The sequence below is a fragment of the Krasilnikoviella flava genome (assembly GCF_900167525.1).
Classification (GTDB): domain Bacteria; phylum Actinomycetota; class Actinomycetes; order Actinomycetales; family Cellulomonadaceae; genus Isoptericola; species Isoptericola flavus.
This window is the reverse complement of sequence record NZ_FUZQ01000001.1, coordinates 297,850-316,601: the sequence shown is the minus strand read 5'-3', so window position 1 is coordinate 316,601 and position 18,752 is coordinate 297,850. Positions and strand designations below refer to the sequence as shown.

Below are 18,752 nucleotides of genomic sequence, written 5' to 3'. Positions count from 1 at the left end.
GTCGGACGCTGTGGTTCTCTGACGCCATGGTGGCCACGTCGCACGGTGCGCCGTCCGGCGGGAGGCCGGCGGAGATCCTCAGGCGGCTCGTCCGTCCCGTCGTGCGGCGGCTCGACGGACGGGTGCGCCGCCTCGCCCGCCAGGAGCTCGAGGGGACCGCGTCGTCGGCCGACCTCGCGCACGCCCGGGCCGCGCTGGAGGCCGAGGCCGAGAAGCTGCAGGGCGAGCTCGCCGACCTGCGCGACCAGGCGCGCTCCCTGAGCGCACGGGAGCAGGCGCTCGCGGCCGGGCTCGAGGAGGAGCGAGCGCGCGCCGAGGGGCTGCGGGCGACGCTCTCGGCGCACGCCGCCACGACCGCGGCGCTCGGCGTCGTCGCCGAGGAGCGGCTCGCCCGCCTCGCCCTCGCCGGGCACCCGCTGCCGCCCGGCCTCGTCGACGTCTACCTCGCGGCGTTGCGCCCGCTCCCCGAGCCGACGGCCCGCCTCGCCGTCGCCCGGGAGCGCGCCGTCGCGCTCGCCGCCGAGGCCGACCACCGGGCCGCGCTCGACGTGCTCGCCGAGGTGGCGGACGAGCCCGGGTTCCTCGACTACGCGACGGTGTTCCAGGTGGCGGAGCTCCTGCGCGCCACCAGCCGGTACGACGCCGCGCGGGACGTCGCGCGGCTGGCCGGCACCGGGCCGCGCGCGAGGACCCGCGCCGCCCTGGTGCGAGCGCAGACGAGCTGGATCACGCACGACCACGTCGCGGGCGCGGCAGCGGCTCGTGGCGCCCTGGAGATCGACCCCGACCACGAGCTCGCCCGGACCTGGCTGCGCCGCCACGTCGAGCCCGTCACGCCGCCGCCGGGCGACGCGCCGACGGGCGGGATCGGGCACGCGGCGCTGTACCTGCCCGAGGGCGGGAACTTCGGCGACGTCGCGCTGCCGCACGCCGTGCGGCAGGCCGTCGAGGCCGCCACCGGCGCGCGGCCCGACTGGGTGCCGTTCCACGTGCACCAGGTGTTCGACGACGAGCGCGTCGAGATCGCCAACGCGCAGCGCGCGCTCGTCGTCGGGGGCGGCGGCCTGTTCCTGCCGGACACGGCGCCCAACGGGAACAGCGGCTGGCAGTGGAACGTGCCGCGGGCGTCGCTGGACAGGCTCGACGTGCCGCTGCACGTCTTCGCGGTGGGCTACAACCTGTTCCGCGGGCAGGAGTTCCGCACGGACCTGTTCCGCGAGAACGTCGTCGCGCTCGCCGAGGCCGCCACGCAGCTCGGCCTGCGCAACCACGGGTCGATCGAACGAATCCGCGAGCTGCTCCCTGCGGACCTGCACGACCGGGTCGCCTACGTGCCCTGCCCCACCACGGTGCTGCGGCACGTGCACCCCGAGCCGCCCGAGGGGTCCGCCGGCTCCGGGAGGGTCTACGTCAACGCCGCCTTCGACCGCGGCGAGCGCCGTTTCGCTGGGGGATACCCACGGTTCCTCGAGGTCATGGCGGGCTACGTGACGGCGCTGCGGGAGCGGGGCGCGGAGGTCGCGCTCACCGCGCACCTCGACGCCGACGAGCGGCTGGCGGCCGACCTCGCGACGGCGCACGGGATCGACGTCCCGGTGGTCGCGATGAACGGGATGACGCCCGACGAGGGCTACCGGCTGTACGCCGACGCGTCCCTGGTCGTGGGCATGCGGGGGCACGCCACGATGATCCCGTTCGGGCTCGGCACGCCGGTGCTCAGCCTCGTCTCGCACCCCAAGATGCGGTACTTCCTGGAGGACCTCGGGCGGCCCGAGTGGGGCTTCGAGGTGAACGCCGAACGGCTCGGCGATGAACTCTTGGAACGTTCCGTCGACGTTCTCTCCCGGGAGCCGGAATACCGCCAGGACGTGAGTAGCCTCCAGGCAGATCTCTGGGAGCACGTGCGCGCCGCGGCGCGCCGGGTGATCCCTCCGGAGCACGGGACGGCCCCGACGGACGGTTAGCAGCCGGCCGCTCGCCGGGCCCGGTGCACGACGAGCAAGGCGGCCCCGCGGGGCCGAGAAGGGCGGGCCCATGGAGGCTCTCAGCCGTCTGGACGTCTCGCGTCCCGTCGTCCTGGTGACGGCGCGCGTGTCGCTGGAGGAGATCGACTACGCGAGCCTGCCGGCCGACGCGTACGTCTTCCGCGAGGGCGACGTCGCCGCCGAGGACCACTACTGGTTCGGGCGCGAGATCGCCGCCTGGTTCGTGCCGCCCCGGCAGGCCGCCCTGCAGAAGGTGCGCACCACCGCGTACCGCGGCGACTACGAGATCGGCGCGGTGCTCACCGACCTGCGTCGCGCGCAGCAGCTCGTCGCGCACACGCTGGAGGGCATGGTCCGCGACGGCCAGGTCGAGGACTGGGCGGACTACCTCGTGCGGGACCGGGCGACGGCGGAGATCCTCGCCGACCCGCACCCGCCGAGCATGCTCACCGTCATGCTCGGCACGGCGCTGTCGCTCGGGTTCGAGCGGCTGGTGGTGCTGGACGGGCAGACGGACGGCACGTACGTCGGCAAGATCCGCCGCTCGATCCTCACCGAGGACGCGGTCGGCGCCGGGCTGCGCTCGACGAGCCGCGTGGCCTACTCCTACGAGCTGGGCCACCTCAAGCGGCTGCGCGACGCGTACCCGCAGGCCTCGATCGTCGACGGCGCGGCGAGCGAGCCGCTGAAGCAGTTCGTGTCGCACGCGCCGGAGGCGGACGGTGCGCGCATGACGCCGGAGGCCAAGCCGGGCGCCGACCTCGCCGCGACCGGCGACCAGCGCCTCTACGCCCGGCGCCGGACGCCCGCGGGCGAGCGCCGGGTCGCGTACGTGACGTACTTCGACGACGACGGGTACTTCTGGGGGGCGCTGGCGATGGCCCGCTCCCTGGCGAAGGTCTCGTCGTACCCGCTCCTCGCCCTGGTCCCGGCCGGGTACCGGATCCCGGACGTGCCGTTCCTGCCCGAGAACCTCGTCGTGGTGCGGGCCCCCCGCATCCGCAACGAGCTCTTCGGCGGCAGGCACCAGGGCCGGTTCGAGTACACGTTCTCCAAGCTGGGCGTCTTCGCCCTCACCTTCCTCGACCGCGGCGTCTACCTCGACGCCGACACCGTGGTGCTCGACGGGCTCGACGAGCTCTTCGACCGCGACGGGTTCTCGGCCGCCCCCGACTTCGGGTTCACGCTGCACCGGGAGATCTTCAACAGCGGCGTGTTCGCGTTCACGCCCGACGCCGACGTGTTCCGCGACATGATGGCGAAGAACGGGTCGCTCGAGTCCTACGACGGCGGTGACCAGGGCTTCCTCAACAGCTACTTCCCCGACGTCGACTGGCTCGACAGCTCGTACAACACGCTGTGGCGGATGCTCGAGTCCAACCCCGGCGTCGTCGGGCTGGGCGACGTCAAGGTGCTGCACTTCGTGGGGCCCAAGCCGTGGAACCGGGAGCCTGAGCTGCCCGAGTCCCTCGTGAGCCTGTGGCTCGACCGCCTCGGCCCGGACTACCTGGGCTACCTCACGCTCTGGCAGCTGGCCCGGGAACGGGCGCGGCGGGAGGCCGCGTCCCCGCGCGACGGCGGCCCGGAGAAGGTGTCGTCCGCCCGCGGGCCCGCGCGTGACGAGGCGCCCCCGCCGGAGGGCGACGACGGCGACGCTGCCTCGCCGAGCGGCAAGCGCTGGCTCGAGGCCCAGGTGCTCATGGAGACCGGGCGGTTCGACGAGGCCGAGGCGGTGGTGCGCCGCAACCTCGAGCGGTGGCCGGGCTCGGTGCGCAACCTGCGGATCCTGGCTCAGGTGCAGCGGCGGCGCGGCCAGCGCCGGGCGTCGGCCGGCACCTACGCGCGGCTGGCGACGACGGCGGGACGCCGCGCCGTGGGGATCCGCGCATGACCACGCTGCATCTCGTCACGGGCCTGTACTCGGCGGTCAACTCCTTCGCGTCGCGCTACGTGGGGCCCGAGGACGACCACCACGTGGTCGTGCTGTTCTCGGACCCGGCGGACGAGCCGGTGCTCACCGAGCGGATCCGCCGGCTGCGGGGCGTCAAGAGCGTCTCGTTCCTCGCGGACCCGCCCGAGTACCTGGAGATCCTCGCCGACCCGGAGCGGATGACGCGGCTGTGCGCCGGGCGGGCTCCCGACCAGCTGCGGATGTTCCTGTCGCACTCGCACTGGCTGCTGGACGCGCTCGCCGGGGCTTTCCCCGACGCGGGCGTGAGCCTGTTCGAGGAGGGCATGGCCGGGCTGTACCCGGACAACCTGCTGCCCCTGCAGTTCCTCGACCGTGTCGTGCGGGTCGAGTACCACCACTACCTCGGGGCGTTCGCGCCGTTGTCGGCCCTGGACCGTCCGGAGCTGTTCGAGGAGATCGACGCGACCGCGTTCACCGGCGCCCTCGAGCGCGCCTGCGGGCGCCACGACGCGGGCCTCACCCCGGACACGGTGGTGCTGGTCGAGCAGTACTTCGACCGGAAGGGCGACGCTGTCTCCACCGCGGAGCTGGTCGACGTCTACCGCCAGGCGGCCCACGACCTGCTCGCCAAGGGCTACCGGGTGGCCTACAAGCCGCACCCGCGCCACGCGTCGGAGGTCTTCGAGGCGGTAGCGGCCGACCTGCCGGCGGAGCTCGCCGGCGGGCTGAGCCGCATGACCGACCGCGACCTGCCGCTCGAGGTGCTGATCGCCACCTCCCGTCCGGCCGCCGTCGTCGCCGTGAACTCCACGCTGCTGCTCACCGCCCCGCACCTGCTGGGGGTGCCGTCGTTCCTCCTCGACGTCGACTTCGGGCTGCGGATGGCCGCGAGCCTGGGCGCCGAGCGCACGGGGCAGCTCGCCACCTACCTGGCGCTGCGCGACCGGGTGCCGTCGCTGGAGCGGCTGCCCGCGGTCGACTCCGGCGTGGACCCGTGGACGGTGCTGGAACGCCAGGTGGACTCGGTGCCGCCCACGACGCAGGACCCGCTGCTCGCCGCCGTGCGCGGCGTCGGGGGAGCGGTCACCCCGGCGCTGCCCGAGGCCTTCCGCACGCTGCGCTCGTCCGGGGCTGCCACCGTCTCGTTCGACGTGTTCGACACGCTCGTGACCCGGCCGGTGTCCCGCGCCGCGGACCTCGTGAGCGTGCTGGACCGTGAGCTGGCGCCCGGCCTGACGCCGATGGCGCGCTACAGCAACGCCCGGAACGCGGCCGTCGGGACCCTGCGTGCCGCCGACCGCGCCACCGGGGCCGAGCGCGACGAGTACCCCATCGGGGCGGTGGCCGACCAGACGGCCCGCCTTCTCGGCGGCGTCGACGGCCAGGCGCTGCTCGCCGCGGAGGTCGAGCTCGAGCAGCGGCACCTCGCCCCGCGGGCCCTCGGCGCCGCCCTCATGCTGTTCGCGCACCGGCTCGGCAAGCGGGTCGGTCTGGTATCGGACACGTTCTACCCGGCGGACGAGCTGCTCGACCTGGTGGGCCCGCACCTGCCGGTGGAGCCGGCGTTCGTCTTCGCGTCGGCCGACGCGGACGCGACCAAGGCGTCCGGCGCGCTCTACGACGTGGTCCTGCGTGACCTCGGGATCGAGGCCGGCGACCTGCTGCACGTGGGTGACAACCCGGTCTCCGACGTCGAGCGTGCCGCCGAGCGCGGCATCGCGACCCTGCACGTGCCCGCGGCGGCCGACGCGGCCCGGCGCACGCACGCGCTGGGCGGGCTGTGGAAGGGCTTCCGGGAGGAGAAGGGCCTGTCCCTCGTCAAGGGGGTGGTGGCGCACCGGTTCTTCGACAACCCGTTCGTGGCCTTCCCGAAGGGCGGCGTCTCGCTCGGCACGCCGTACTCCCTCGGCTACGGGATCGCGGGGCCCGCCCTGCTGGGCTGGACGCTGTGGGTCGCACGGCAGGCGCGCGACCTCGGGTACGACGACGTGTCGTTCCTGGCGCGCGACGGCTACGTGCCGCACCGCGTGTACGAGCGGCTGCGCGAGGCCGACCCCGAGCTGCCCAGGGCCCGCTACCTGCTCGCGTCGCGTCGTGCCGCCTTCCAGGTGTTCTCCGGTGACCCGGCGCACGTGGCCGCCACCCAGTTCGTGCACGGGCTCAACCCGGCGAACACCCCGCGCACGCTGCTCACGACGCGGTTCGGCGCGGGCGTGGTCGGGACGCTCGGGCCGGCGCTCGCGCGTGCCGGCGTCGCCGACCTGGACGCCCCGCTGGGCCGGGACCGGGCCGCGGCGCTGACCGCGGTGCTGGTCGAGCACGCGGACGAGGTCGCCGCGGCGTGCGCCGCTCGCAGCGCCGCCGCCCGTGGCCACTACGCGGAGCGCCTGGCCGGTGCCGAGCGGCCGGTCGTCGTCGACCTCGGCTACTCGGGGTCCTCGCAGCGGGCGATCATGACGAGCCTCGGGCGCCGCGTCGACGGGCTGTACTTCACCGGGATGGAGCACGCGCTGGAGTACGCGGTCATCACCGGCGCCCGGTTCGAGCCATGGTCGCAGGACCGCACCTTCTTCCGGCACGGCACGGCGCTCGAGTACCTGCTGACCCCGGTGGGGCTGCCGGAGTGCCACGGGTTCGGCCCGGACGGGCGGCCCGTGCTCGCCCCGACCGTCGCCACCGACCGCCGCAACGCCGAGATCCAGCGGGGCGTGGCCGACTTCGTCGACGACGTCTTCGCCCGCTTCGGCGAACGCGTCCCGATGCTGGCGATGCGCCCGGACTCCGCGACGCACGCCCTCGCGCGGCTCATCGCGGCGCCGTCGGCGGCCGACGCCCGGATGCTCGCCGGCGCCCTGCAGGACGACGCCACCGGGGCGGGCACCACCGGGCTGATGGACGCGTGGCAGCCGGGGCGCGACGCGCTCGCGGCCGCCTGAGCCGGACCTGAGACACCAAGGAGATCCCATGACGACCCCGGCGACCCCGGCCGCACCGGCCCGGCTGTTCTCGTGGCAGTACTACACCCACAACAACTACGGCGACGCGCTCCTGGCCGAGGCGGTGCGCTACCTGTTCCACTCGTTCGGCGGGCAGCGGTACTTCCGCGTCGAGGACGGCGCGGACAGCCGGTACCCGGTCGGCCCCCGGCTCGTGGACAAGGCGAACTCGTTCGACGCCGGCCTCATCGCCGGCGGGGGCGTCATCATCCCGCGCAACCACGACCTGTCCGGGTGGGCCTTCAGGTCCAGCGTGGCGCAGGCGCGCCGGATGCGGCGCACGATCGTCTTCGCCGTCGGATTCAACCTGTACCGCAACCACCGGGGCCTGGCGCCGAAGTTCAAGGAGCACTTCGAGGCGGTCATCGAGGGCTCGCCGTTCGTCGGGATGCGCAACCACGGCTCGATCGAACGCCTCAAGGAGGTCGTGGACCCGCGCTTCCACGACCGCATCGTGTTCCAGCCGTGCCCGACGACGTTCTTGCGGCACCTCGTCGACGGCGCCGGCAGCCCGGACGCCGTCCCCGGGCGCTCGCGGCGCGTGACGCTGCAGATCACCCGCTCGCCGTCGGAGAAGGACGACCGGGTGGCGGACCAGGTGCTGCAGGCGTGCCGATCGCTGAGGGCGGCCGGGTACGAGATCGAGCTCGCGTCGTTCTTCGCCAAGTTCGACACCCCCGTCGTCGACCACCTGCGAGCCCACGGCTTCGACGACTTCACGTTCGTCGAGATGAACACGCAGGGCCGGGACATGCTGTCCGGGCCGCGGTACTTCTCGCAGGTGCCGATCGTGGTGTCCACGCGCGGGCACGGGGCGATGGTCCCGTTCGGCGCGGGCTCGCTGGTGGTGCCGATCGACAACTCCCCGAAGATGGTCTACTTCGCCCGCGAGGTGGGCATCGAGGACCTGCTGATCGACGTCGACGACCCGGACCTCGGCGCCCGGATCGTGGCCCACGTCGAGCGCTGCCACGACGACTACGACGCCATGCAGGACCGCGCCCGCAAGGAGCGCGAGCGGCTGTACGAGGTCTCGCTGGAGAACCTCTCGCGCATCTACCGCTCGCTGACCGGGCAGGCGCCGTCCGAGCGCGAGTGCCTCCCGCTCGGCGACCTCGAGGTGTGGCTGTCCAGCCGCCTGCACGCCAAGACCATGGCCTTCGAGGGCAAGACCCGCGGCGAGGCGGCGCAGGCCGCGGCGAAGCCCGCCGCTCCGACGACCTCCGCCCCGGCGCCCGCTCCTGACCGCGCGGACGTCGCGCGCGAGTGGCTCCGCGAGCAGCGGGAGGAGCTGTACGCGCAGGGCGACACCGCCCGCGCGACGCAGGTGCGCCGGGCGCTCGAGGTCGTGACAGACCCCGACGCGCCGACGACCACCGTCGGCCGCGGCGCACGGTACGTGCGCCGTCGGCTCCGGCCGGGCGGGGAGCGCCGCTGACGAGGAGGTAGCGATGGGTGGGACCGCACGCACGACCCCGGACGACGGCAGCAGGGTCCGCCGGACCCTGCTGAGGTGGGCCGACCGGCTCGCGGGCGACGAGCTCCGCGAGCTCGTCGACCGGAGGGTGCGGCGCGCGCTCGACGAGCGCGCCGCCGCGCCCTCGGCCCCGTCCGCGGCGCCCGCCGAGCGCGGGACGCCGCCGGCGCGCGGCACCCGGCAGACGCTGGCGGCGCACGCGGCGCGCCCGTGGCTCAGCGCCGGCCGCTCGATCCCCACCCGGGTCCAGTCTCCCGAGCTGCGCGCGCTCCGCCGGGCCCATCCGTACACGGGCCCGGTGCTCGTGCAGGCGGGCGTGTCCCGCCCGGCGTGGATGTGGTTCGACGAGGACGACCTCGTCGCCGCCGTCGCGTTCTGGTTCGGCCCGAACGCCTACGAGTCCCTCTCCACCGCGGTGTTCTCCGTCCTGGCCGCGCGTGCCGGGCACGTCCTCGACGTCGGCGCCCACACCGGGGTCTTCTCGCTGGTCGCGGGGGCGTCGTCGCCCGACGTCGTGGTCGACGCGTTCGAGGTGATGGACCGCATCGCCCGGCGTGCCGAGACCAACGTGCGGATCTCCGGTCTGGCCGACCGGGTGCACGTCCACGCGACCGGGGTCTCCTCCGAGCCCGGCACCCTGACCCTGCACCACAACGGCGCCGCCCGGCTGGCGACCGGGTCCTCGTTCGAGCAGATCGCCGAGCGTCAGGCGGCGCGCGGGGCCACGACGTCCGAGGTGGAGGTCACCACCCTCGATGCCTGGTGGGGGGAGCAGGGCCGCCCGGGCGTCGACCTCGTGAAGCTCGACGTCGAGCGGCACGAGAGCCACGTCATCGCGGGTGCGCGCGGACTGCTGGCCGCCGAGCAGCCGGTGCTGCTCGCCGAGGTGCTCTCCCGCGAGGACTTCGCGACGCTCTACGGGCTGCTCGGCGAGAGCGGCTACGCACGGGCGTGGTCGGTGGACGACGACGCGGGGCTCGCGTACCCGGTCCGGCCGGACCTCACGTACGCCACCGGCGCCGACTACGTCTACACGCGGTACCACAACGTGCTGTTCGCGGGGGAGCGGCGAGCGCCGGCCGTCGCCGCCGCGCTCGCCGGCCTCGACGTCGCGGCCGACGCCCCTGCACAGGTGGTCCGAGACGCGCCGAGGTAGTCCTGCGCCCGGACGCCTGCTGGCTCCTGAACTACCTCGGCGAGACTTGAACTACCTCGGCGAGACTTGAACTACCTCGGCGAGACTTGAACTACCTCGGCGTCGGCTCAGGGCACCCAGGCGCAGACGGCGTGGCCGGAGCCGGACAGCCGCAGCTCCCCGGCGTCGTGCGGCACGAACACGGAGCCGCCGCGGTGCAGCGTCGCGGGGGCGGGGCAGTCCTGGGCGGTGAGCTTCAGGTCGCCCGTGAGGCACAGCACGATGCGGGGGCCCTCGGCGGGCAGGTCGACGTCCTCGCCCGGGTCGACGTCCGCGACGGTCAGCGCGAACTCCCGCACGGGGGCGCGATAGGTGGTCACCTGTCCCCGCCCGCCCGCGGACCGCGTGCGGGGCGGCTGCGGCGGGCGCGGCACGAACGACGCGCACTCGACGAGCGCGGCCTCGTCGACCAGCTTCGTGGTGAGGCCGGCCCGCAGCACGTTGTCCGAGGACGCCATGATCTCGATCCCGAGCCCGGACAGGTACGCGTGCACCTCGCCCGCCGGGAGGAAGAGGCCCTGGCCGGGGTCGAGCGTCACGCGGTTGAGCAGCAGCGACGCGAGCGCGGCCGGGTCGCCCGGGTGCTGCTCGGCGAGCTGCAGCACGGTCGCGTCGGCGCGCGACGACGGCGAGCCCGCCGCCAGGCGGGTGGCGACGGAGGCGACCGTGGTGGCGACCTCGGCCGGGGCGCCCGGGTCGCGACGCGCGGCGACGAGCCGGGAGAACGCCGCCTTGACGCCGGCCGGGGAGCGGTCGGCGGCCAGCGTCCCGCGGACGGCGTCCACCAGGTCGCCGTCGAGCCCGTCGAGCAGGTCGAGGACGGCGCGCGGCGCCCGGAAGCCCGCCAGTCCTTCGAACTCGGTGAGCGCGACCACCATCTCCGGCTTGTGCTGGTCGTCGTGGAAGGAGCGGCCCGGGTCGCCGGGGCGCAGGCCCTGACGGTTCTCCCGGTTGAACCCGGCGCGGGCCGCGTGCGGCTTGGGGTGCACCTGGAGCGACAGCGCCCGCTCGGCCGCGAGGACCTTGAGCAGGTAGGGCAGCCGGGGGCCGTACTCGTCGGCGACCCGGCGGCCCAGCATCGCGTCCGGCGCCGAGCGCACGAGCTCCAGCAGGGAGCGGTCGCCGGCGACCCGGGACGGAGCGCTGGGATGGGCGCCGAGCCACAGCTCGGCGGCCGGGGAGCCGTCCGGGACCGTGCCCAGCAGCTGGGGGATCCGCGTGCGCGAGCCCCAGTCGGCGTGCTGGACGGTGTTCTCCAGCGGGTAGAGCTCGGGCACGGGCACCACACTTCCACACGCGCCGCGGAGAGGGGGCCCCGGGCCGGAAGTCCGCCCGCAGAACCACCCGCTCGCGGCGGGCGGGGCACGTACGCTGTGGGACGTGACGATCGACCTGGCCACCATCATCAAGGCGTACGACGTGCGCGGCACCGTGCCCGACCAGCTCTCGCCGGAGGTGGCCCGTGCGATCGGCGCGGCGTTCGCCCGCGTGGTGGCCGTGCCCGAGGGCGCGTCCCGGGTCGTCGTCGGGCACGACATGCGCGAGTCCGGCCCCGGGCTGGTCGACGCGTTCACCGCGGGCGTCACGGCCGCGGGGGTCGACGTCGTGCGCATCGGGCTGTGCTCCACGGACGGGCTGTACCACGCGTCCGGCGCGCTGGACGCGCCCGGCGCGATGTTCACCGCCTCCCACAACCCCGCCGTCTACAACGGGATCAAGCTGTGCCGCGCGGGTGCCAGGCCCGTAGGGCAGGACACCGGCCTGGCCGACGTCCGCGAGCTGGCGCAGCGGATCCTCGACGACGCGTCGTCGGTCGAGCCCGTCGAGACCACGGACCGGGACTCGACAGGCTCGACCAGCGAGCGGGACACGCTCGCCGACTACGCCGCGTTCCTGCGCGGTCTCGTCGACCTGTCGGGCATCCGCCCGCTCAAGGTCGTGGTGGACGCCGGCAACGGCATGGCCGGGTACACCGCGCCGGCGGTGCTCGGCACGGCCGCGGGGCTGACCGCGCTGCCGCTCGACGTCGTGCCGCTGTACTTCGAGCTCGACGGCAGCTTCCCGAACCACGAGGCCAACCCGCTCGAGCCCGCCAACCTGCGCGACCTGCAGGCCGCCGTCGTCGAGCACGACGCCGACCTGGGCCTCGCGTTCGACGGCGACGCCGACCGCTGCTTCGTCGTCGACCAGCACGGCGACCCCGTCTCGCCGTCCGCGGTGACGGCCCTCGTGGGGCTGCGCGAGGTGGCGAAGGAGCTCGAGGCGGGGCGCACGCCCACGGTGATCCACAACCTCATCACCTCCCGCGCCGTGCCCGACCTGCTGCAGGCCGCGGGCGCGACGACGGTGCGCACCCGGGTGGGCCACTCGTTCATCAAGGCGCAGATGGCCGAGCACGACGCGGTGTTCGGCGGCGAGCACAGCGCGCACTACTACTTCCGCGACTTCTTCTTCGCGGACACCGGCATGCTCGCGGCGCTGCACGTGCTGGCCGCGCTCGGCGGGCAGCCGCACCCGCTGTCGGTGCTGGCGGAGATGTACTCCCCGTACGTGGCGTCGGGGGAGATCAACTCGACCGTGGCGGACGCCGCCGCGGCCACGGCCCGGGTGCGCGAGGCGTACGCGGCGGCCTACCCGCAGGCCGACGTCGACGAGCTCGACGGCCTCACCGTGGCGCACTGGGACGGCCACCCGCAGTGGTGGTTCAACCTGCGCGCGTCGAACACGGAGCCGCTGCTGCGGCTCAACGTCGAGGCCGCGGACGAGGACATCATGATCAAGGTGCGCGACGACGTCCTGTCGCTCGTGCGGACGGAGGACGCATGAGCGACGGCACGCGACCCGAGAACCCCGGCGCGGCCGGGATCGACCCCTGGGTGCGGGGCATCCTGCGCTGCCCCGTGACCGGCGCGGAGCTGGTCGACGCGGTCGGCCCCGACGGGCAGCCGGAGCTGCGCTCGACCGACCCGGAGCGGCCCCTCGCGTACCCCGTCCGGGACGGCATCCCCGTGCTGCTGGAGAGCGACGCCCGCCCGCTGTGAGCCAGGGCCCGGCGCCCGTGGGAGAACACGCACGGAGCACCGGCTGGCCCGCAGATGAACAGTCGATGAGCAGCCGGTGATCGGGCCGGATTCCGGCCTTGCGGCGGCCATCCGGTGCTTACGCTCGCGCCGTGCCGACTCACGCCGCCGCCGTGCGACCGACCTCCGGAGAACCCCGACCGGGGCGCCGCCTGCGCCTGTTCCACTTCGACATCAAGACGTACGGGAACTACGGCGACACGCTCCTGTTCGAGGCCGTCCGCGAGACCTTCGAGGGTTTCGCGGGGGGCGCGGCCTTCGAGGTCGCGGGCAGCCGGTCCCTGCGTGACCCGGTCGGGCCGCGCCTCGTGGACCACATCAACGAGCACTACGACGCCGTGGTCGTGGGCGGTGGCGGGCTCTTCCTGCGCGACACCAACGCGAACGCGCGCTCCGGGTGGCAGTGGAACATCTCCCTGGAGCAGCTGCGCCGGCTCGAGGTGCCGATCGTCGTCTTCGCCGTCGGCAACAACCGGTTCATCGACCAGGAGGACTTCGCGGAGCCGTTCCGCGAGCACCTCAACCTGACGCTCGACAAGTCCGTCTTCTTCGGGCTGCGCAACCACGGCTCGGTGCGCACGGTCCGCGAGTACGTGGACCACGACCCCGAGCGGGTCGAGTACCAGCCGTGCCCCACGACGATCTCGTCGTACCTCTTCCCCGACCTGTACCGCGAGCGCCTCGACGGGCGCGCCGGGCCCGCCGGCGACGGCCGAGTGCTCGCCGTGGAGTCCATCGTCGGCAAGCGGCAGATCGCGGCCGGCTTCGACCGGGACCGCATCTACGCCGACCAGGCCGACGTCCTCGCCCGGCTGCGCGGCGAGGGCTGGGAGCTGGTGAGCGTGCCGCACGCCCGCGCCGACACGCTGTTCGGCGACGTGCTGCGCGAGCGCGGGCTCGTGGACTCCGAGCGCGTGCTGTGGGGCAGCCGCGACGTGCTGTTCCGGGGCGTGCAGGATCTCGCCGACCTGCCCGTCATCCTCGGCACGCGGGGGCACGCGCAGATGGTGCCGTTCGGCATGGGCGCGATCCCGCTGTCGCTGTACGTGCACCACAAGACGCGGTACTTCGCGACCGACCTCGGGCACCCCGAGTGGGCGCTCGACCCGCGCGCGGACACCTTCACCGACGACCTCTACGCCACGATCCACGACGTCACCGAGCGCCGCGTCGCGCTGCGCGCCGAGCTCGCCGCGACCCGGCGCGGCCTGTACGACACGACCCTGGCGAACCTCGCGACCATCTACGAGCGCCTGACGGGCGTCGCCGTCGCGCCGTCCTTCACCCCGCTGACGCCGAAGGAGCGGCGCCTCGCCGCCCGCACCTACGACGCGTCGCTGGAGAAGGCGCGCGCCGAGGAGCGGCTGCGCACCAAGGACGCCGAGCTCGGCGCGAAGGACGCCCAGATCCGCACGCTGGGGGCCGAGGTCGAGGAGTCGCGCGCCTCGCTGCGCGACTTCCGCGCCTCCCTCGCGCGCGGCTCGCTCGTCTCGCGGGCCGCGAACCGGGCGCGCCGCCTCGTGCGCCCGCGCTGACCTGCCGACACCGCATCGCCAGCACTGCATCCCCAGCACCGCATCGCCAGCACCGCACCGCACCGACAGCACCGACAGGTACGACCCGACAGGAGCCCACCCCATGCCCACCATGCGGAGCGTCCCGCTCGGCCGCGAGCCGGGCGAGCCGGAGATCACGTCGTTCGCCGACCTCACGGACCGGCCCCTGCTGATCGTCGGCAACGGGCCGTCGTCTGCGATGCCGCCCTACCACCGCATCCCGGCCGACGTCGTGGTCTTCCGGATGAACTGGTTCTTCCTGGAGAGCAACTACCACGTCGGGGACCGCGTCGACGCGTGGTTCAGCGCCGTGCCGCACGAGCAGCTCGAGAAGCGGCTCCAGGACGAGATCCGGTCGGGCCGCTACGACGTGCGCCGGGTGCTGTCGCCCATGCGCCACGCCGCGCACCGCGACGGCGACCGGTACGGGCTGGAGCCGCTGGTCGACGTCGAGGAGCTGGACTCGTGGAGCGTGCCGGCGCGCAACCCGCGTCTCGCGCGGCACTTCATGAGCCGGCCGGGCCTGCCCACGACGGGCATGCAGGCCCTGGCGTTCGGGCTGGGCGTCGGCTTCCGCGAGATCTACCTCGCGGGCATCGACCTGTACGAGTCCAAGGACGTGCGATACGGCTACACGATGCCGCAGGTGGCCGAGCTGGGCCTGCAGGCGAAGGACGCGACGCCCGGGTACGAGGCAGCGCACGGGCTCGACACCGACCTCGCGTTCCTGCGCTCGTGCCTCGCTGCGTACCCCGACGCCACCGTCCGCTCGGTGAGCCAGTCGGAGATGCTGCACCTGTACGTGCCGCCGGCCGAGGACCTGCCCGCCGGCCGCCCGCACCTGGGGCCGGGGGAGGGGTCGAGCGTCGCCGCCACCAAGGACACCGTCGAGATCGAGCTGCCGGCCACCGGTGGCGTCCAGGCCCTCACGGTGCCGAAGGTCGACGGGCCCCTGTGGAAGGAGGTCGACGGCCGTCGCTGCGCGTTCGTCACCGTCGTCTCCGGCTCGTACCACCACGGGGCGCGGGCCTTGGCGAACTCCCTGCGCGCGGTCACGGACGTGCCGCTGGTCGCCCTGTGCACCCCGGACGCCGACAAGGCGGCGCTCGCGGCGAGCGGCATCCTCACGCTCGACGTCCCGCCGATCGTCAACCCGGTGCTGCGGGCGAACGGTGCCGGCGGTCGACCGCAGAAGGTGCAGGAGAGGTTCGCCGCCACCTACACCAAGCTGCACGTCTTCCGGCTCGACTTCCTCGACCGTGCGGTCTATGTGGACAGTGACGCCGTCGTGCGGCAGAACATCGACGACCTGTTCGCCGGGGACGACTTCGCCGCCGTCCCCGACGCCGGCCTGGACGCGCCGAACCCCGGCGTCTTCAACTCCGGGGTGTTCGCGTTCACGCCGTCGTACGCCACGTTCGAGGCGATGATGTCCCGCCTGCCGCACACCCCGTCGTACGACGGCGGGGACCAGGGCTTCCTCAACATCTTCTTCGACACGTGGCGTGCCCTGCCCCCGGAGAACAACACGACGAAGCGGATCTTCTCCCACCACCCCGCGCTCTTCCACGACGAGGACGTGCGGGTGCTGCACTACGTGGGCAAGAAGCCGTGGGAGCCGGCGGGCGGCGACGACCGCTACGACACCCTCGACCTGGAGTGGCTCGACCACCTCACGGGCGCCGAGAAGAACGAGCTGATCCGCGACCTGCGCCGCCAGACCGACCTGTCGACCACGACGGCCGAGCCCCCCGCCGAGGTGCTCCGGGCGGTCAAGGCGCACCTGGCCGCCGGCCGCGCCGAGCCCGCGGCCCGGCTCCTCGGCGAGACGGCGCGCAAGCGGAGCCTCACCACGGCCGAGCAGCGCCAGCTCGCGATCGCGAGCATGCGGCTGGGCCGCCGCCGCGACGCGCTGCGCACCCTGGAGCGGGCGAAGGGACCGCTGGCCACGGCCGCCGTCGGCAGCGGGATCCTCGTGCAGTACTACCGGAACCGGAGGAAGTGACGATGGCCCGCTGGCTCACGGCCTCGCGCACCGCGAGGAAGGTCCGCGCCGCCGCGGAGGAGCACCTGCCCCCGCACCTGGGCAGCGCCCTGCTGACCCGCGACTGGGAGACGCTGGCCGCGCACGCCGGCACGACGTCGAAGGACGCCCGGCTCGCCGGCGCCCTGGTCGGGCTGCGGGCCGGCGAGGACGCCGCGGTGGTCGCGGCCCTGCCTCCGGACCCGGGCGAGGCGCTGCGCTACCTGGGCGACGTCGCCCGCTGGCGTCTCGGGACGCTCGCCGCCGAGCGCGGGGACGCCTTCGCCGAGGCGTTCGGCCGCCTGCACGCCGCGGACCTCGTGACCGTCGCGACGATCCAGAAGTCCGGCACGCACTGGATGCGGTTCTTCCTCACCAACTATGCGCGCGCCCTCGCCGCCCCCGGTGTGGAGCGCCCGATCTCCTACCCCCAGCTGCAGCAGGAGTTCTACGGCAACAACCGCTGGCAGGTGTTCCGCGAGGCGGAGCCGTACCGCACGCCCTGCGCGCTGCTGGCGGGGCACGGTGTCTCGGACGTGACCATGCAGCACTTCCGGCACGACGTCGACCCGTTCGCCTTCTCGCCCGGCCGCAAGATCATGCTGTACCGCAACCCGCTCGACTACGTCGTGTCGCTGTACCACTACACGATCAAGCAGCGGCCGCAGCGCCGGGAGGAGGCCGCGCACCCGCGCGACGTCATCGAGCCGATGCTCGACACGTACGCGCTGCACTACCTCACCCTGGACAGCTACCGCGACGACCCCGACGTGCACGTCGCGTCGTACGAGGACCTCAAGAAGGACCCGGGCGCGCGCTTCCGCGAGGTGGTGCGCTTCCTCGGCCTGCCGCTCGTGGACGACGCCGTCGACCGCGCCCTCGCCCTGTCCGACATCTCCACCATCCGCGCCATGGAGGACCTCACCGGTCGCTCCATGGTGGTCAAGCTGGACGGCTACTTCACGCGCGACGGCTCGATCGGGCAGTGGAAGCAGTTCTTCGACGATGCCGACGTCGGCCGCGCCCGGCGCGCCCTCGCCGCGCACGGGCTCGACCTCGACGCGTTCACCGTCGACGCCGGTTGAGCTCGCCGAACCCCAGGACGGAGTCTCGACGGGCTCGACCGGCGGAGGCTAGCCGGCGGCGATCTTCGTGATCCACGCGGCGGGCATCGAGCCCGCCGTGGTCCGCGCGCCCACCTTCGAGCGGATCGTGTCCGCCTTGCCGGTGACCGTCGCCGTCCTCCCGGTCGACGACGTCGCCGTGAGGGTGCGGGCCTGACCGCTCGACCATTTCGCGCTCACCCTGATCGACTGCACGTCGGCCAGCCCGAACAGCGTGCGCGCCTGCGCCTGGGTGAGCTTGCGCGTCCAGGACGCGTACGAGTTGCCGGGCGCCGCCTTGCTGTACGGGTCGGACACGGAGCGCTCGTACGCGATGCGCGACGACCACACGTCCTCCGAGTTCGCCGTCCGCCCGCCGCTGGAGGAGTAGTAGTGCGCGGCGACCGCCGTGCCGCCGTAGGTCAGCACCCGGGCCCTGGTGCGGCTCGACGTGGTGGCGTCGACGGCCTTCTTCCAGACCTTGCCGTACCTGGCGCCCGTCCCCTCGCTCTCCTTCTTCCAGCCGGAGTAGTACTGGTCGCGCACGTCGTCGACGACGTTGCACCGGCACGCGGCGGCGAGCGGCTTGGTCACGACGTACGAGCGGGCGGTGATGGCCTGCGCGGCGAGCGCCGACAGACCGCCGTTGAGGCCCCACGACGACGGCATCTCCGCGATGCCGTACAGGTACTCGGTGTTGAGCAGCACGTCGTTGGTGATGTTGGGGACGCCGCCCCGGGCCGTCGCGGTGAGCCGGCCGTGCTTGTACGAGCCGTGCGCCCCGGCGATCGTCGCCACCGCCGTCTTCCCGGTGGGCTTGTAGTACCGGGTGCCCGACCAGTTGATGCGCAGCAGCTGGTCGTAGTACTTGGTGCCGTTCACCGTGATCCGGGACCGCCCGCCGGCCGTCACGGTGACGTCGAAGGTCTCGGTGCCGGTGCCGGCGGCCAGGGTCTTGCCGTCCTCGTTGCCCAGGCGCCAGTCGCCGCCGCTCACCGTGACCCTGGTCGTGGTCTTCGTGTCCCCGTAGCCGGACCGGCCCACGGGGTCCTTGCCGTAGACCTGGACCAGGATGTTGTTGCCGGTCGTGGTCCTCCAGGCGACCTTGCCGCCGGAGTAGTAGTGCTGGAGGACGTCCCAGCTGGCCGACCCCTGCCGCGCCATCTGGTACGCGCCGTACTGCGGCATCCCCACGCCGTGCCCGAAGCCGGAGCCGGTCAGCGTGAAGGAGGACGGCACCGCGGCCTGCGCGGACGTCGTCCCGACGACGGTTCCGGCGGCGGCCAGCACGCCGGAGACGACCGCTGCCAGGACGGACCGCGCGCGCGACCGGCGCCGTCGGAACGGCGGCGTCGCGGTGTGCTGGATCGAGAACTCGTGCGTCATGGTCATGCACCCCCTCAAGAACTGTGCCCCAGGGGCGGC

At 73.8% G+C, this 18,752-nt stretch carries 12 protein-coding genes; 10 read left to right on the top strand and 2 right to left on the bottom strand.

Annotated elements, in window-relative coordinates; genetic code table 11:
* Window positions 1–26 precede the first annotated feature (26 nt).
* The 5 genes from B5Y66_RS01235 (at window position 27) to B5Y66_RS01215 (ending at window position 9,526) form a co-directional block, all read left to right on the top strand.
* Window positions 27–1,964 carry a polysaccharide pyruvyl transferase family protein gene (locus tag B5Y66_RS01235; RefSeq protein ID WP_079569932.1) on the top strand — a complete coding sequence of 646 codons (1,938 nt, stop codon included), beginning with the start codon at window positions 27–29 and terminating at the stop codon, window positions 1,962–1,964.
* A gap of 70 nt (window positions 1,965–2,034) precedes the next feature.
* Complete coding sequence (locus tag B5Y66_RS01230) at window positions 2,035–3,876, top strand: glycosyltransferase family protein (protein WP_079569929.1); 1,842 nt, start codon at window positions 2,035–2,037, stop codon at window positions 3,874–3,876.
* Window positions 3,873–6,833: a polysialyltransferase family glycosyltransferase gene (locus tag B5Y66_RS01225; RefSeq protein ID WP_079569926.1), complete on the top strand. Its 2,961-nt coding sequence runs from the start codon at window positions 3,873–3,875 to the stop codon at window positions 6,831–6,833. Before B5Y66_RS01230 ends, B5Y66_RS01225 begins: the two co-directional genes overlap by 4 nt.
* A gap of 28 nt (window positions 6,834–6,861) precedes the next feature.
* On the top strand, window positions 6,862–8,331 hold the full coding sequence (locus tag B5Y66_RS01220) for a polysaccharide pyruvyl transferase family protein (protein WP_079569923.1): 1,470 nt from the start codon (window positions 6,862–6,864) through the stop codon (window positions 8,329–8,331).
* 13 nt (window positions 8,332–8,344) lie between these two features.
* Complete coding sequence (locus B5Y66_RS01215) at window positions 8,345–9,526, top strand: FkbM family methyltransferase (protein ID WP_079569920.1); 1,182 nt, start codon at window positions 8,345–8,347, stop codon at window positions 9,524–9,526.
* Between the two features lie 107 nt (window positions 9,527–9,633).
* Here the strand turns inward: B5Y66_RS01215 and manA are convergent, their stop codons facing one another.
* Complete coding sequence (manA, locus tag B5Y66_RS01210; RefSeq protein WP_245806844.1) at window positions 9,634–10,842, bottom strand: mannose-6-phosphate isomerase, class I; 1,209 nt, start codon at window positions 10,840–10,842, stop codon at window positions 9,634–9,636.
* Between the two features lie 103 nt (window positions 10,843–10,945).
* Here manA and B5Y66_RS01205 point away from each other — a divergent pair, with 103 nt between their 5' ends.
* The 5 genes from B5Y66_RS01205 to B5Y66_RS01185 all read left to right on the top strand — a co-directional run bounded on the left by B5Y66_RS01205 (window position 10,946) and on the right by B5Y66_RS01185 (window position 17,309).
* Window positions 10,946–12,391 carry a phosphomannomutase/phosphoglucomutase gene (locus tag B5Y66_RS01205; RefSeq protein WP_079569915.1) on the top strand — a complete coding sequence of 482 codons (1,446 nt, stop codon included), beginning with the start codon at window positions 10,946–10,948 and terminating at the stop codon, window positions 12,389–12,391.
* Window positions 12,388–12,606 (top strand): Trm112 family protein, encoded by a 219-nt coding sequence (locus B5Y66_RS01200; RefSeq protein ID WP_079569912.1) that lies wholly within the window; start codon window positions 12,388–12,390, stop codon window positions 12,604–12,606. Before B5Y66_RS01205 ends, B5Y66_RS01200 begins: the two co-directional genes overlap by 4 nt.
* A gap of 131 nt (window positions 12,607–12,737) precedes the next feature.
* Window positions 12,738–14,180 carry a polysaccharide pyruvyl transferase family protein gene (locus tag B5Y66_RS01195; RefSeq protein ID WP_139820661.1) on the top strand — a complete coding sequence of 481 codons (1,443 nt, stop codon included), beginning with the start codon at window positions 12,738–12,740 and terminating at the stop codon, window positions 14,178–14,180.
* Window positions 14,181–14,283: 103 nt separating this feature from the next.
* Window positions 14,284–16,206 (top strand): glycosyltransferase, encoded by a 1,923-nt coding sequence (locus B5Y66_RS01190; RefSeq protein ID WP_079569906.1) that lies wholly within the window; start codon window positions 14,284–14,286, stop codon window positions 16,204–16,206.
* A 2-nt stretch (window positions 16,207–16,208) separates the two neighbouring features.
* A complete protein-coding gene (locus B5Y66_RS01185; protein ID WP_079569903.1) occupies window positions 16,209–17,309 on the top strand; it encodes a sulfotransferase domain-containing protein in 1,101 nt (366 codons plus the stop codon).
* 48 nt (window positions 17,310–17,357) lie between these two features.
* Here B5Y66_RS01185 and B5Y66_RS01180 read toward each other — a convergent pair whose 3' ends face one another.
* The gene (locus B5Y66_RS01180) at window positions 17,358–18,719 is read right to left on the bottom strand and encodes a SpoIID/LytB domain-containing protein (RefSeq protein WP_079569900.1); all 1,362 of its coding nucleotides are present in this window, start codon (window positions 18,717–18,719) and stop codon (window positions 17,358–17,360) included.
* Window positions 18,720–18,752 lie beyond the last annotated feature (33 nt).

Excerpts from the sequence above, each read along its gene's own strand:
- B5Y66_RS01200 (WP_079569912.1), top strand. The coding sequence starts at position 12,388 with ATGAGCGACGGCACGCGACCCGAGAACCCCGGCGCGGCCGGGATCGAC.
- B5Y66_RS01185 (WP_079569903.1), top strand. The coding sequence starts at position 16,209 with ATGGCCCGCTGGCTCACGGCCTCGCGCACCGCGAGGAAGGTCCGCGCC.
- B5Y66_RS01225 (WP_079569926.1), top strand. The coding sequence starts at position 3,873 with ATGACCACGCTGCATCTCGTCACGGGCCTGTACTCGGCGGTCAACTCC.
- B5Y66_RS01235 (WP_079569932.1), top strand. The coding sequence starts at position 27 with ATGGTGGCCACGTCGCACGGTGCGCCGTCCGGCGGGAGGCCGGCGGAG.
- B5Y66_RS01180 (WP_079569900.1), bottom strand. The coding sequence starts at position 18,719 with ATGACCATGACGCACGAGTTCTCGATCCAGCACACCGCGACGCCGCCG.
- B5Y66_RS01215 (WP_079569920.1), top strand. The coding sequence starts at position 8,345 with ATGGGTGGGACCGCACGCACGACCCCGGACGACGGCAGCAGGGTCCGC.
- B5Y66_RS01190 (WP_079569906.1), top strand. The coding sequence starts at position 14,284 with ATGCCCACCATGCGGAGCGTCCCGCTCGGCCGCGAGCCGGGCGAGCCG.
- B5Y66_RS01230 (WP_079569929.1), top strand. The coding sequence starts at position 2,035 with ATGGAGGCTCTCAGCCGTCTGGACGTCTCGCGTCCCGTCGTCCTGGTG.
- B5Y66_RS01220 (WP_079569923.1), top strand. The coding sequence starts at position 6,862 with ATGACGACCCCGGCGACCCCGGCCGCACCGGCCCGGCTGTTCTCGTGG.